The organism is Clostridium sp. (genome assembly GCF_032576335.1).
GTDB lineage: Bacteria > Bacillota > Clostridia > Oscillospirales > Acutalibacteraceae > Faecalispora.
The window spans coordinates 282113-295662 of record NZ_JAWFXC010000002.1; the positions used below are offsets into that span (position 1 = coordinate 282113).

Below are 13550 nucleotides of genomic sequence, written 5' to 3' on the forward strand. Positions count from 1 at the left end.
AACAGGTTATGAAATAACAGTCCCAGGGCCCATAAAGGCGCTGGGACTGTTCTTCCGTACTATAACCTTTTAAGGGATTCACTGAATTGCTTTTTGTAGAATCCTGCATCATGACGATGGTTGCAATTGTGTACTAAAACTGGTAAAATGAAGTGATAATACTTTAAAAGCGAATGCTTTTCTAAACTTACTAACGTTGGGATGATACGCCATGATAAAAAGTATGACGGGGTATGGCCGCGCAGAAGGAACCCTGGACGGGCGATATATCATAGTTGAAATCAAATCAGTCAATCACAGGTATTTTGAATTCAATTCAAAAACAACCAGAGGCTATTCTTTTCTGGATGAAAAGCTAAAAACTTTGCTGCAGCAGAGAATTTCTCGTGGTAAAGTAGACGTATTTGTTTCGGTTGAAACTTTGGAGGATGCTGACGCTCAGGTTCTTGTAAACCATTCTATGGCTGCGGGATATTTGAATGCACTCAAAGAAATTCGGGATAAATATGATTTGAGAGATGATATTTCTGTGATGGGGCTGGCTCGGTACAGCGATATTTTTACCGTACACCGCACGCCGGAAGACGAAGACCAAATTTGGGAATGTGTTTCTCAAATAGCACAGCAGGCGTTGGATCAACTTCTTCAAATGAGAGAACGAGAGGGAACGCGTCTAAGAGAAGATATTCAGGCTCGTGCCCAGGCAATTTTAACTTTGGTACAGGCGGTGGAGGAACGCTCTCCCATTACTGTGCAGGAGTACCAGCAAAAGCTGCTCAACAGATTACAGGATGTTCTGCACGATACTAACATTGAAGAACAGCGTATTCTAACTGAGGCCGCTATTTTTGCTGACAAAATTGCCGTGGCGGAAGAAACGGTTCGCCTACGTAGTCATTTTGACCAGTTAAAGTCAATGCTGGAATCCTCTGAAGCAATCGGCAGAAAATTGGATTTTCTGGTACAGGAGATGAACCGCGAAACCAATACTATCGGTTCAAAGGCATCCGATTCTCAAATTGCCTACATGGTGGTAAACATGAAAGCTGAAATTGAAAAGATTCGAGAACAGATTCAGAATATTGAATAGTTATTCTTAGGAGGAAATACGGCATGAGGCTAATAAATATTGGTTTTGGCAATATGGTGTCCGCCAATCGTCTGGTGGCAATTGTCAGCCCTGAATCCGCACCGATTAAGCGCATTATACAAGACGCCAAGGAGCGCGGTACTTTAATTGACGCTACTTATGGCAGGCGTACCCGTGCTGTAATCGTTACAGACAGCGATCATGTGATTCTGTCTGCAGTTCAGCCCGAGACAGTAGCCAATCGGCTAAATGACAGGGATGAAGATATTGCGGATGAGGAGCTGGAAGAGGATGACTAACGGCTTAATGCTGGTATTTTCGGGACCGTCTGGTGTAGGAAAGGATACGGTGCTGCATGAGCTGCTCCGCCAAAACGATTCCGTACGTTTGTCGGTTTCTGCTACCACCCGAGCGCCAAGACCCGGTGAGGTAGATGGGAAGGACTATTACTTTGTAACCCGCGAACGCTTTCAAGAAATGATTGCGCAAGGGGAGATGCTGGAATATGCCGAGTACTGCGGCAACTATTATGGTACACCCGCAGGCCCAGTACGCGAATGGCAGAAACAAGGGTATGACGTTATTTTAGAAATTGAGGTGCAGGGCGGCGCCCAAATTCAAGAGAAGAACCCCGATTGCGTGAGTGTTTTTCTGCTGCCGCCATCGCTGGAGGTTTTGGAATCTCGCCTAAGACACCGTGCTTCTGATTCCGAAGAAGTGATTCAAAAACGAATGGAATCTGCCTGCGGTGAAATATTAGAAGCAAACCACTATGATTATTTAATTGTAAATGACACGGTTGACCATGCAGTAGAGCAAATCTGTTCCATTTTATGTGCAGAGAAGCTTCGCTTTAGCCGTGCCGATGCTAACATTGAAAGGATGATGAATTATGCTAAGACCATCAAATGAAGCTTTTTCTACACCAAATTTGAGCCAATACTCCATAGTTGTTGCCGTTGCCAAACGTGCCCGCGAAATTGCGGAGGAAGCCGAAAAGGCCGGAGACATTCTTATTGAAAAGCCAGTTGATTTGGCTGTGCGCGATTTTATACAACACAAATATAAAATCATTGCTCCCAAAGAAGATGCTTCTTCAGATTCTTTTACGGCGGAGTGATTCCGGAAGGTGAATTAGCTTGATGGAACAAAATACTGCGGTAGGCGTTGCTGTTGAAAATACGGCATTTCACTTTGACAAAGAGTTTACCTATCTTCTGCCCTCAGGTATGCAGGCGGAAGTAGGCTGCAGGGTAATGGTGCCTTTTGGTAATGGCAACCGCAGAAGGCAGGGTATGGTTCTTTCTTTGCAGCCCTGTGAGCAGCCTGAGCTGCTAAAGCCTATTACAGCGGTGCTAGACAAATCACCCTTGCTTACCGCAGAGCAGGTTCTTTTGGTTCGCTGGCTGAAGGAACGCTATTTTTGCAGTTTTTTTGATGCAGTCAAACTTCTTCTTCCCACGGGTATTAATTTTAGAATTTCGACTCAATATGTATTGAATGCACCCTTATCAAAAGCAGCAGAGCTAGAGTTAACCGAAACGGAGCATATGCTTTTAAAACGGCTTTCCCAAAAGCCTGCTGTTGAGGATGAACTTTTACAATTGGTTGATTCCCCAAATACATCAATTCTAGAGCGTTTGTGTTCGAAAGGAATCATTCGTAAAGAAAATGCTGCAAATCGCAGAGTAGGCGATGCGACACGCAAAATGATTCGCCTCAGTGAGAAAGAAATCTCGGATTCCCTTTCCCCAAAACAGAAAGAGGTTTTCGATATTTTGCAATCTATTGGGAGTGTTTCGGTCAAAGAGCTGTGCTATTTTGCAGGGGTTACGGTGTCTGTACCGGATGCCTTGGTCAAAAAAGGGTTCGCCTCCTATTATGAGGAGGAACAATATCGCAACCCGTACGAAAAAGCACAGAAGTCGGAACAGGGGTGGGAGATTTCACTCTCCGACGAACAACAACAGGCGTACGAGGGACTTTTGAGCCGGTATCGTTCCGGTGCGGCGGCTTCATTGTTATATGGTGTTACTGGCAGCGGAAAAACACAAGTGTATATGCGCTTGATTGAAGATGTAATTGCAGACGGCCGGTGCGTTATTGTAATGGTGCCCGAAATCTCGCTAACACCACAGACGGTTGCTTTGTTTCACCAAAGATACGGCAAACAGGTTGCGGTATTTCACAGCGGACTTTCACTGGGAGAACGACTTGACGAATGGAAGCGCGCGAAAAACGGACAGGCAAAAATTGTTGTAGGTACCCGTTCGGCGGTATTTGCACCTTTTGAAAATTTGGGACTCATTGTCATGGATGAGGAGCAGGAGTCGACTTATAAATCGGAATCTACACCGCGCTATCACGCAAGAGATGTTGCTAAATTCCGCTGTGCGCACCACAAAGCACTTTTACTGCTTTGCTCTGCCACTCCAAGTGTAGAAACTTCTTATTTTGCGCAGATAGGCAGGTATTCCATGCACCCGCTGCCTAGTCGGTACGGTGCAGCACAGCTTCCGCAGGTGACCATTGCAGATATGAACCAAGAGGTTTTATCCGGCAATACGAGTGTATTCAGCGGGGCGTTAAAAGAAGCTCTAACAGAGAATCTTGCAAAAGGGGAACAATCCATTTTGCTGTTAAACCGGCGTGGCTACCACACTTTTGCGACCTGTAAATCGTGTGGCACAGCGGTAAGCTGCCCCAATTGCAGTATTTCTTTAACATACCACGCAGCAAACCATCGCTTAATGTGCCATTATTGCGGTTACTCTGTTCCAGCAACCCGCAAATGCCCAACCTGTGGGCAGGATGAGGTTCGCTTTTCTGGGGCGGGAACGCAAAGGGCAGAGGAACAATTATCGCAGTTATTCCCTCAGGCACGCGTTTTGCGGCTCGATACTGACAGCACAATGGGTCGCTTTTCTTATGAAAAAAAGCTTCGCTGTTTTGAAAATGGAGACTACGATATGATTGTTGGCACGCAAATGGTAGCCAAAGGGCTCGATTTTGCAAATGTCACGTTGGTTGGTGTTCTTTCTGCAGATCAATCTCTGTACGGAGATGATTTTCGTAGCTCCGAACGCTCATTTGATTTGTTGACGCAGGTGGTTGGCAGGTCTGGCCGAGGGGAACGTTGCGGTCGAGCGATTATTCAAACGTTTACACCTGAAAATCGGGTGATTCGCCTTGCTGCGGAACAGGATTACGCCACTTTCTATAAGGAAGAGATTCAGTTTCGTAGGGCAATGCTGTACCCACCTTTTGCAGATTTTGTATTAATCGGTTTTGTAGGGCTACGGGAAGAACAAGTGTGTAATGCCAGCCTGTATTTTATGAATTTACTTCGTAATCTAGCAGGTGCAGAGTATTCAAATCTCCCCATGCGCGTGCTTGATCCGTCCCCGGCTTTGGTAACCAAGCTTAGCAACAAATATCGGTATCAGTTGCTTATTAAGTGCAGAAACGACAAGAAATTACGCGAGTTGCTATCGCGCCTCATCATTCAATTTTCGGCTGACCGACGCTTTTCTCAGGTTACTGCTTTTGTAGATACAAATCCAATGTCTGCCTTATAAAGAAATATACAGAACAAAGCCTTTGGTGGGGTATATCGGGCTTTGTTTACTTTTAATTCATCGTGTAATGGAGGAATGTACAATGGCAATTCGTAATATTGTGCAGGACGGCGACCCTATTTTGAATAAAACTTGCCGTCCGGTTGAAAAATTTGATGAGAAGCTGGCAATACTTTTAGATGATATGACAGAAACTGTGCTTGCAGCCAATGGAGCCGGTCTGGCTGCCAATCAGGTGGGGATTCTGCGCCGTGCTATCATTGTAGTGAATATTGAGGATGACAGCATCATTGAGCTGGTTAATCCCGAAATCCTTGAAAGCGATGGCGAACAGGATGGCGCAGAGGGATGCTTATCGTTCCCGGGTCAATATGGTATGGTGAAGCGCCCCAATCACGTAAAAGTTCGCGCACAGGACAGAAAAGGAAACTTTTTTGAAATAGAGGGAACGGAGTTCTTGGCAAGAACCTTTTGCCATGAAACAGATCATCTAAATGGTATTGTATTTAAGCAGCGCGCCAGTCGCATCCTTTCTGAGGATGACATGGAATAACCCAAACAGGAGGAAGAATCCATGCGGATTGTTTTTATGGGAACACCAGATTTTGCTGTTCCCTGTTTGCAGGCTTTGCTTGATGAAGGCCATGAAGTTTGCGCCGTATTTACGCAGCCGGATAAACCAAGGGGCAGAGGCTACACGCTTGCACCGCCACCGGTAAAAGAGCTTGCGCTCAAATACGATATTCCCGTATATCAGCCTACAACGCTTCGTACACCAGAGGCCGCTGAGCTGGTGGCTTCTCTTCAGCCTGAGGTTATTATTGTAGTTGCATACGGCAAATTACTGCCAAAAGAAATATTGCAAATTGCACCACATGGGTGCATTAACGTTCATGCTTCTCTTTTGCCAAAGTACCGTGGCGCAGCTCCAATACAGTGGGCAGTGATAAACGGGGATGAAAAAACCGGAGTCGCTACCATGCAGATGGATGTAGGGTTGGATACCGGCGACATACTACTGATGGAAGAAACAAAGATTCTTGAAAATGAAACATCAGGAGAATTGTTTGACCGTTTACAGGTGCTAGGCTCAAAGGTATTGATACAAACGCTTCGCGAGCTTCAGGCAGGTACATTAAAGTGTAGGCCGCAAGGGGAAGAGGGTACTTGTTACGCTTCTATGTTGAGCCGCGATATATCTGATATTGACTGGAACCGCCCAGCAAGAGAGATTCACAATCTTGTACGCGGTCTATCTCCTTGGCCGGTTGCTTCCTCAGTGTATCAGGGAAAACGGATTAAAATTTATGAAACACAGGTATGTGAAAATGAGGCTGGTGAGCCGGGACAAGTGCTTCCAGGGAAGGACTTTCATGTTTGCTGCGGCCAAAATACCGTGTTAAAGCTTGTTACAGTTCAATACGAAGGCGGTAAACGCATGGGCGGCACCGATTTTCTGCGTGGTCACCCAGCACAGCCAGAAGCAAAAATGGGTTGTTGACGGAGGGATACGATGGATTATTTTTTCTATGATCGAACGTATTTTATCTTCATTTTACCTGCGCTGATTCTATCGATGATAGCTCAGTTACAGGTTCAATCTGCCTTTCGCAAATATTCTCAGATTCCAAATCGTCGAAACCTGACGGGAGCAGAGGCAGCCCGCCAGGTTTTGCGCTTTCATGACATTAGCGACGTGCCAATTCAGCCGATTGGTGGCCAGCTAACGGATCATTATGACCCAAGAAATAATAGCATTAGCTTAAGCCAGCCGGTTTACGGGAGCAATACCATTTCTGCGGTAGGTGTGGCAGCGCATGAAGCCGGGCATGCAGTTCAATATGCTCACGGCTATTTTCCTATTAATTTGCGCGCGGTTCTTGTTCCTGCCGTAAACTTTTCTTCTAAGTTGGCAATTCCGCTGATTTTAATCGGTATGTTTTTGCCCCTTCAATACGAATATGTAATATATGCAGGGATTGCACTGTACAGCTTGGCTGTCGTATTTTCTCTGCTTACTTTACCAGTTGAGTTCAATGCCAGCGCCCGGGCAATTAGTGCTCTGGAGCGTTCCGGTATTCTTTCTGAAGAAGAACTGTACGGTGCATCGAAGGTTCTTCGAGCTGCCGCTATGACCTATGTTGCTGCAGCGTTTGCCTCAATCCTATCTTTGCTTCGCCTATTGGCGATTGCAGGGAACCGAAGGAGATAATAAATGACACCAAATGCCAGAACAGCGGCACTGCAAGCCCTGCTTCATGTGGATGAAAACGAAGGCTATTCCAACATTGTAATTGATAAAACCTTGCGGCGCTTTTCGCTAGAACCGAGAGATGCCGCATTAGCGACTGCTCTTTTCTACGGCGTATTGGAACGGCGTATTACACTCGATTATGTCATCGAACGTTTTTCTCGAAATCCAGAGCAAGTTCTCTCTGCAACTGTACGTGAGATTTTACGGATTGGGGTATATCAAATCCTTTATATGGAAAAAATACCATCATCAGCTGCAGTAAATGAGGCCGTCATTTGTGCGAAAGAAAATGGAGCTGTAAAGGCATCGGGCTTTATAAATGGATTGCTGCGCTCCATACTGCGAGAAGAGAATCCTCTTCGCTTACCAAATGAGAAACGGCAACTGCAAAATGCACTTTCCATTAAATATTCATGCCCAGTATGGCTGATTGAATTATGGACAAAGGCATACGGAGAGCCAATTTGTCGTTCTATTTTAGACAGTCTTTTTCAAAAAGCACCGATTTATGCGCGAGTGAATACGGTTAAAACAACATCAAGTTCGTTAATTCGGGTTTTAGAAGAAGAAGCTGTAAAGGCAACTGCCATTACAGAACTGTCAGATACTCTTATTTTAGAAAATACGGGTTCTGTTGCTTCATTAAAGAGCTTTCAAGAAGGTTTATTCCATATACAAGATTTATCTTCGCAGCTATGCTGTGCTCTCGTAAACCCGCAACCGGGCGAACGTGTTTTGGATGTTTGTGCTGCACCCGGGGGAAAAACGTTTACTATGGCCCAACGAATGGAGAACCGTGGTGAACTGCTTGCCTTTGATAAGTATAAGGGAAAAGTGGGGCTCATTCGCCAAGGTGCCGAAAGACTAGGGCTTTCTATTGTAGATGCGGCCATTCGAGATGCTGCACAGCCCAGAGAAGAAATCCCTTGTGCGAACCGAGTTTTGTGTGATGCACCTTGCTCTGGTTTGGGCATTATTCGTAGAAAACCAGAGATTCGCTACAAGCCGCAGGAGTCTCTTGACAGCCTGCCTGATTTGCAGTACCTTATTCTTTGTAGATCTTCCGGGCTTGTTGAGCCAAACGGGCTATTATTTTATTCAACCTGCACGCTAAATCCCGCAGAAAATGGTGCGGTCGCAGCGCGCTTCTTACAAAATCATCCGGAATTTGAGCCAGAGCCGCTTTGTTTGCCAGGTTCTTTCCGAAGGGCTTTTGATGAGCCAGAAAATCAAGTTACTCTGTTGCCTCCCGTACATGGCACAGATGGCTTTTTTATAGCGGCTTTCCGCCGCCGACGGGAGTAGGATTATGGCACGGGAAGAAATCAATTCATTAACGGAAGAAGAAATAAAGAGGGAATTTACAGCAAATGGCTGGCCGGCCTTTCGGGCACGGCAGGTGTACCAGTGGCTACACCGTGGGGTAGAAGATTTTGACCAAATGACAGATCAGTCCAAACAAACCCGCCAGTTATTAGCAGAAAAATATTACATCTCTGTAGCAACTATTGAAAAGAAACTCGTTTCTCAATATGATAATACTATTAAATACCTTTTCCGCTTTGCAGACGGAGAAATGGTGGAAAGCGTTTTCATGCAGTACCACCATGGGTATACCATCTGCATCTCTACTCAGGTAGGGTGTAAAATGGGTTGTACTTTTTGCGCTACCGGTAAAAGCGGTTTTTCTCGCAATCTAACTGCGGCAGAAATGCTGGCACAGATTCAGGCTGCACAAAAAGACACCGGCAAGCGTATTTCAAACATTGTGCTTATGGGGATGGGAGAACCGCTTGATAACTATGAGAATGTGCTTCGTTTTTTGGAGCTTGTCTCTTCGGATCACGGTCTGAATATTGGTATGCGGCACATCTCTCTCTCTACTTGCGGTGTGGTAGATAAAATTTACGATTTAGCAGAACGCAAGCTCCAAATTACTCTCTCTGTTTCTTTGCATGCACCGAACGATACCATTCGTTCGCAGACCATGCCGGTAAACCGGAGGTGGGGAGTGGATGAACTGCTGAAAGCTTGCCGATACTATTCAGAACAAACACACCGGCGAATCTCATTTGAATATGCGATGATCAGCGGCGTAAACGACAGCGACGCTTGTGCTAGAGAGCTGGCGGCGAAATTAAGGGGAACGCTTTCGCATATTAATTTAATACCGGTGAATCAAGTGACAGGAACAGGGTACCACAGTGCATCTGTTGAAAGACAGCGGGCGTTTATCCGTATTTTAGAAAAAAGTGGCCTTACGGCTACGGTGCGGCGAACGCTCGGCTCAGATATTAACGCTTCCTGCGGACAGCTGAGACGCAGACAGCAAGAGGAGGTGACCGGTCTTTGAAACTTTATAGTAAAACCGACGTTGGCCTAGTAAGGCAATCGAATGAAGACGCCTGTGCCGGGGAGCTCTATGCGCAGGACCGGGCATGGGCCGTTGTGTGTGACGGAATGGGCGGTGCTGCCGGCGGTGACATAGCCAGTGGCCTTGCAGTACAAAAAATTGCAGAAATAATAACAGCAGAGACTTTAAACCAAACAAATGAGGCTCATTTAAAAGAGCTGCTGGCTCAGGCGGTGGGAGAGGCCAATACAGCGGTTTATCACCTTGCCAAAGAGCAGGAAGAGCTGCGTGGTATGGGCACCACTATAGTACTTGCTGTAGTTAGGGATGAAAAGTTTTATATTGTTCACGCGGGAGATAGCCGTGCATACCTCATTTTAAGCGATGGTTCCATACGCCAAATTACCGTAGACCACTCGATTGTGCAGGAGTTGGTGGATAAAGGGGACCTTACCGAACAGCAAGCGCAAACACACCCACAAAAAAATATTATTACAAGGGCGCTTGGCGTTTTGCCCGTGGTGGATGTTGATTATATGGAAGAGCCATTTCCCAAGGGGGCTAAGCTTTTAATATGTACAGACGGATTGTCTAACTACATTGAAACCCAGCAGATTTCTCAGTTGTCGCAAGAGCTGGATGCGAAAGGTTTTAGTGAACAGTTAATCGAATATGCAAACCGTGCAGGCGGCGGCGACAATATAACGGTTGTCGTAATCGAAAACTGACCATGTGATTGGAGTGATACTTGTTGGATAAGTATACCGGAAAAAGGCTTGACGGCCGTTATGAAATCCATGAATTGATCGGTGTTGGCGGAATGGCATTGGTTTACCGTGCTTATGATCAAATTGATGACCGGACCGTTGCTGTAAAAATTTTAAAAGATGAGTTTTTAGAGAACGAGGATTTCATTCGCCGTTTTAAAAATGAATCAAAGGCAATTGCGGTTCTGTCGCACCCGAATATTGTAAAAGTGTATGATGTAAGCTTTGGTGATCAAATACAGTACATTGTGATGGAATATATTGATGGAATCACGTTGCGCGAGTATTTGGATCAGCAAAAAGAAATCAAGTGGAAAGAAGCCATTCATTTTACGGTTCAAATTCTGCGAGCCTTACAGCATGCACATGAAAAAGGCATTATTCACCGTGATATAAAGCCTCAAAATATTATGCTGCTGCAAGATGGAACGATAAAGGTAACTGATTTTGGCATTGCGCGTTTCTCCAGAAATGAAACAAGAACAATGACAGATAAGGCCATTGGTTCCGTTCATTATATTGCTCCGGAGCAGGCCAGGGGTGACCTGACGGACGAAAAAGCGGACATCTACTCGGTTGGCGTTATGTTGTACGAGATGATAACTGGTCAGCTTCCATTCGAAGCCGATAATGCCGTTTCTGTTGCGATTATGCAGCTTCAGGCAGACCCGCGTCTTCCCAAAGATATAAATCCCGCTATTCCAGACGGACTAGAGGAGATTACCTTAAAGGCAATGCAAAAAGACCCCTCCCAGCGGTACCAATCCGCTGCGGAAATGCTGCGCGACATTGAGCAGTTCCGTCGTAACCCCAGCATTAGCTTTCAATATAAGTATTTTATTGATGAAAAGCCCACGAAGTATGTAGATGCAATCAATACGGTGCGCGGTACAGAAGTGGCGAATTATAACGATAATTATGCGTATGAGGAAGAATACTCTCGTGGTAAAAAGAAGAAAAAGTCTACTGCAACACTTATTGTGAGTGGTGTATTAACAGCTTTTTTACTCACGGCGGTAGTCTTTGGTATTATGGCTCTAACCCGTAGCTGTAGCTCGCAGGAAGTAGCCGATGTAGACCTACCCCAATTTATTGGTCAAAAGCTTACAGATATTCAATCGAATGAAAATTATAAAGACTTCCAATTTAAGATTGAATATTCCGAGGATTCCAGTAAAGATCCCGGAATCGTTTTAGACCAAAACCCAAAGGGAAACAAAAAAGTAAAAGCAAACGCTGAAATTACGCTTACGGTAAATGGAGAGAGCCAAACGGTTACCATTCCTACCGTGAAAGGCCTAACTCAGGCGGAGGCGGAAGATAAGCTTAAGAAGCTGAACCTAAAATATGAGGTTTATCAAGTTGAGGATGATCAGACGGCTGCCGGCTATGTAAAGGATGTTGTACCTGCTGAGGGCACAGAGGTTGTACTAAGCGGTTCTGTAATTAAGCTGTATGTGAGCAAAGGCCCGTCTTCCACTGAAGTAGGCGTACCTTCTGTTATAGGCAAGAACTTGGACGCAGCTAAAACAGATATTTTGGCGGTTGGCCTGACAGTGGATACTGAAATTACCTATGTGGATGACAGTGATAAAGCCGAGGGCGTTGTAATCGAAACCTCTCCGCTACCCGGCGTAAAGGTAGCGAAGGGAACTCCGATAAAACTTAGTGTAAGCTCTGGTAAGAAGAGCGAAAAGGTGATCGATATTTATGTGCAGCTGCCTTCACAGGTTACGCACGATATTGCACTAAAAGCTTATGTAGATGGCACCCTGTACTCTGAAAAGACGGTAAACCCCTCTTACAACAGTGTGTACCAAATGAGTTTTAAAGGTACTTCTGGACAAAAAACATTAATTATTCAGTTGGATGGTCAAAAATATAATACCTTCCTGCTGGATTTTGATACGGGCACTCCAAGACAAACAGAAAGCTATACCTACCAGGAACCAGGAGAAAACTCCGCAAGTGGAATTACGAGGGCACCCTGATGAAAATGGAACGTGGACTATTGCGAAAAGGAATCGGCGGCTTCTATTATGTAGAAGCCGCCGATACAATCTATGAAGCCAAAGCGCGTGGAATATTCCGCAAGCGGGGTATTACGCCGCTTGCAGGAGATATGGTTGACATCAGCATTGAAGACGATGGTACCTGTACAATCGAAGAAATAGGGGAGAGAAAGAACGCTTTGGTTCGCCCTCCTGTCGCCAATTTAGATCAGCTCTTTCTCGTTGTATCTGTGTTGCATCCGTCTCCCAATTTGCTGGTGCTCGATAAAATGCTCGCCGGTGCAGAGCAAAAGGGAATCTCTCCAGTTATTGTGTTTTCTAAAACAGATTTAGAGGATTGCAGCGAATATTTAGAGATTTACCGAAATACCGGAATTCCGGTGGTAACTGTTTCTTCTGTTACCGGAGATGGAGTCGAGCAGGTACGTAAAATGCTTAAAGGGAAGCTCTCTGCTTTCTCCGGAAATTCCGGCGTTGGCAAGTCCTCATTGTTAAATCGAATCGATGACCAATTAAGCCTGCCAACGGCAGAAATTAGTCAAAAATTAGGCCGTGGCCGCCATACCACCCGTCAGGTAGAGTTGTTAAAGCTGGGGCCAGATACTTATGTTGCAGATACTCCGGGCTTTTCGTCCGTAGATATGGTTCAAACGGATTTGATCCGTAAGGAAAATCTGGCACACGATTTTCGAGAATTTGCACCTTATTTGGATCAATGCCGGTTCCCATCGTGTTCCCACACAAAAGAGAAGGGGTGCGCTATTTTAGCAGCACTTCAGGAAGGGAAGATTTCTCCCTCCCGCCACCAAAGCTATGTAGCAATGTATGATGAAATTAAAAACATTAAGGAATGGGAACTCAAATGAAAACTTGCGTGATTATAGGAGCTGTGCCGGTCAAAAACCGGGAACAGATGAAAGAATACTGTGCAGATGCTTTTGTAATCTGTGCGGATGGCGGGCTGGATGTCGCTACTGAAAATGGGATTGTACCGAATTTGATTGTGGGTGATTTTGATTCTGTACAATCTTCTCTTCCGCAAGGAATAGAGTCGATTCAGCTTCCAGTGCATAAGGATGATACTGATACGATGTTTGCCATTCGCGAGGCAATCCGCCGTGGTTACCAGGAGTTTATACTGTTGGGTGTATTGGGCGGTGAGCGCTTTGACCACTCTTATGCGGCTCTCTGCGCACTTCAATTTATTGCGATGCAAAATTGTAGGGGAGTGCTGGTTGGTGATGGCACGCAAATCTTCGTGCTTTCCAGTGGTCGGCTTCGCCTGCGGGATATGTTGGGGCAAACCATTTCGGTATTCCCGTTTGGTACCCCTAGCTGTATGGTAACCTATCAGGGTTTAGAATACCCACTCAACCGCCATACCTTGTATTCGCAAGACCCGCTCGGGGTAAGCAACCGCATTACAGAGCCGGTTGCCGAAATCATCCTTCATGCAGGGATTGCTTTAATCATCATTCAGGAATAATGCGGTGCGT

The 13550-nt window shown here is 45.5% G+C and carries 14 protein-coding genes; all 14 read left to right on the top strand.

All coding sequences use genetic code 11. The annotated features are described in order from the left end of the window. Positions 1-211: 211 nt before the first annotated feature. The 14 genes from E7L17_RS03440 to E7L17_RS03505 all read left to right on the top strand — a co-directional run bounded on the left by E7L17_RS03440 (position 212) and on the right by E7L17_RS03505 (position 13540). Entirely contained in the window at positions 212-1090 is an 879-nt protein-coding gene (locus tag E7L17_RS03440) for a YicC/YloC family endoribonuclease (protein WP_316321865.1), read from the top strand. Positions 1091-1113: 23 nt separating this feature from the next. Then, positions 1114-1389: an extracellular matrix/biofilm regulator RemA gene (remA, locus tag E7L17_RS03445; protein ID WP_085833415.1), complete on the top strand. Its 276-nt coding sequence runs from the start codon at positions 1114-1116 to the stop codon at positions 1387-1389. Continuing rightward, on the top strand, positions 1382-2002 hold the full coding sequence (gene gmk, locus E7L17_RS03450; protein WP_316321866.1) for a guanylate kinase: 621 nt from the start codon (positions 1382-1384) through the stop codon (positions 2000-2002). The genes remA and gmk overlap by 8 nt, the downstream gene beginning before the upstream one ends. After that, entirely contained in the window at positions 1983-2210 is a 228-nt protein-coding gene (locus E7L17_RS03455; RefSeq protein ID WP_316321867.1) for a DNA-directed RNA polymerase subunit omega, read from the top strand. The genes gmk and E7L17_RS03455 overlap by 20 nt, the downstream gene beginning before the upstream one ends. A 22-nt stretch (positions 2211-2232) precedes the next feature. Continuing rightward, positions 2233-4668: a primosomal protein N' gene (gene priA / locus E7L17_RS03460; protein ID WP_316321868.1), complete on the top strand. Its 2436-nt coding sequence runs from the start codon at positions 2233-2235 to the stop codon at positions 4666-4668. Positions 4669-4750: 82 nt separating this feature from the next. Further along, positions 4751-5221 carry a peptide deformylase gene (def, locus tag E7L17_RS03465; protein ID WP_316321869.1) on the top strand — a complete coding sequence of 157 codons (471 nt, stop codon included), beginning with the start codon at positions 4751-4753 and terminating at the stop codon, positions 5219-5221. Positions 5222-5242: 21 nt separating this feature from the next. Next, positions 5243-6169 carry a methionyl-tRNA formyltransferase gene (gene fmt / locus E7L17_RS03470; RefSeq protein WP_316321870.1) on the top strand — a complete coding sequence of 309 codons (927 nt, stop codon included), beginning with the start codon at positions 5243-5245 and terminating at the stop codon, positions 6167-6169. A gap of 12 nt (positions 6170-6181) precedes the next feature. Next, positions 6182-6880: a zinc metallopeptidase gene (locus E7L17_RS03475; RefSeq protein WP_316321871.1), complete on the top strand. Its 699-nt coding sequence runs from the start codon at positions 6182-6184 to the stop codon at positions 6878-6880. Between the two features lie 3 nt (positions 6881-6883). Next, positions 6884-8227, top strand: coding sequence for a 16S rRNA (cytosine(967)-C(5))-methyltransferase RsmB (gene rsmB, locus E7L17_RS03480; RefSeq protein ID WP_316321872.1), 1344 nt, complete (start codon positions 6884-6886; stop codon positions 8225-8227). Position 8228: 1 nt separating this feature from the next. Next, positions 8229-9275, top strand: coding sequence for a 23S rRNA (adenine(2503)-C(2))-methyltransferase RlmN (rlmN, locus tag E7L17_RS03485; RefSeq protein WP_316321955.1), 1047 nt, complete (start codon positions 8229-8231; stop codon positions 9273-9275). Further along, positions 9272-10003, top strand: a complete 732-nt coding sequence (locus E7L17_RS03490) for a Stp1/IreP family PP2C-type Ser/Thr phosphatase (protein ID WP_316321873.1) — start codon at positions 9272-9274, stop codon at positions 10001-10003. Before rlmN ends, E7L17_RS03490 begins: the two co-directional genes overlap by 4 nt. A gap of 23 nt (positions 10004-10026) precedes the next feature. Then, a complete protein-coding gene (gene pknB / locus E7L17_RS03495; protein WP_316321874.1) occupies positions 10027-12033 on the top strand; it encodes a Stk1 family PASTA domain-containing Ser/Thr kinase in 2007 nt (668 codons plus the stop codon). Then, positions 12033-12920, top strand: coding sequence for a ribosome small subunit-dependent GTPase A (rsgA, locus tag E7L17_RS03500; RefSeq protein WP_316321875.1), 888 nt, complete (start codon positions 12033-12035; stop codon positions 12918-12920). The genes pknB and rsgA overlap by 1 nt, the downstream gene beginning before the upstream one ends. Beyond that, positions 12917-13540: a thiamine diphosphokinase gene (locus E7L17_RS03505; RefSeq protein WP_316321876.1), complete on the top strand. Its 624-nt coding sequence runs from the start codon at positions 12917-12919 to the stop codon at positions 13538-13540. Before rsgA ends, E7L17_RS03505 begins: the two co-directional genes overlap by 4 nt. The last annotated feature ends 10 nt before the right edge of the window (positions 13541-13550 follow it).

Bases quoted from the DNA above. Each gene is read 5' to 3' on its own strand.
- def (WP_316321869.1), top strand. From the start codon at position 4,751: ATGGCAATTCGTAATATTGTGCAGGACGGCGACCCTATTTTGAATAAA.
- E7L17_RS03505 (WP_316321876.1), top strand. From the start codon at position 12,917: ATGAAAACTTGCGTGATTATAGGAGCTGTGCCGGTCAAAAACCGGGAA.
- priA (WP_316321868.1), top strand. From the start codon at position 2,233: ATGGAACAAAATACTGCGGTAGGCGTTGCTGTTGAAAATACGGCATTT.
- E7L17_RS03475 (WP_316321871.1), top strand. From the start codon at position 6,182: ATGGATTATTTTTTCTATGATCGAACGTATTTTATCTTCATTTTACCT.
- rsgA (WP_316321875.1), top strand. From the start codon at position 12,033: ATGAAAATGGAACGTGGACTATTGCGAAAAGGAATCGGCGGCTTCTAT.
- remA (WP_085833415.1), top strand. From the start codon at position 1,114: ATGAGGCTAATAAATATTGGTTTTGGCAATATGGTGTCCGCCAATCGT.
- E7L17_RS03440 (WP_316321865.1), top strand. From the start codon at position 212: ATGATAAAAAGTATGACGGGGTATGGCCGCGCAGAAGGAACCCTGGAC.
- E7L17_RS03455 (WP_316321867.1), top strand. From the start codon at position 1,983: ATGCTAAGACCATCAAATGAAGCTTTTTCTACACCAAATTTGAGCCAA.
- gmk (WP_316321866.1), top strand. From the start codon at position 1,382: ATGACTAACGGCTTAATGCTGGTATTTTCGGGACCGTCTGGTGTAGGA.
- rsmB (WP_316321872.1), top strand. From the start codon at position 6,884: ATGACACCAAATGCCAGAACAGCGGCACTGCAAGCCCTGCTTCATGTG.
- fmt (WP_316321870.1), top strand. From the start codon at position 5,243: ATGCGGATTGTTTTTATGGGAACACCAGATTTTGCTGTTCCCTGTTTG.